This is a genomic window from Paraburkholderia sp. SIMBA_027 (assembly GCF_046535315.1).
Taxonomy (GTDB): domain Bacteria; phylum Pseudomonadota; class Gammaproteobacteria; order Burkholderiales; family Burkholderiaceae; genus Paraburkholderia; species Paraburkholderia tropica.
Genome location: NZ_JAWRWY010000697.1, coordinates 1 through 268 on the forward strand (window position 1 = coordinate 1; position 268 = coordinate 268).

Annotated in this window: 1 protein-coding gene; it reads right to left on the reverse strand. The window is 38.4% G+C overall.

The genetic code is table 11. The annotated features are described in order from the left end of the window. On the reverse strand, window positions 1–268 hold a 268-nt coding region (locus SB764_RS40820; protein WP_410866870.1), incomplete at both ends, for a hypothetical protein.

Below are 268 nucleotides of genomic sequence, written 5' to 3' on the forward strand. Positions count from 1 at the left end.
GTTAACCAATTAACCTTTACGTTTCCTTCCCCTTTTCCTGGAGATAATATTACACTACTAACATCTATATCGGGTTCGTTTAATTTTTTTCGCTGTAGATGCATAGACTCCAAGAAGAAAAAGGCATCCGTACTATCCGGCTTATCTTCATGGATCTCAACTGAGAGTATGTTTTCACCTTCGACAAGAGAGCTCATATCTGTAACTTCAAAGTTCATTGATTGTACACCATCAACATGTTCAGCTACTCCTGACTCCTGATTCGATT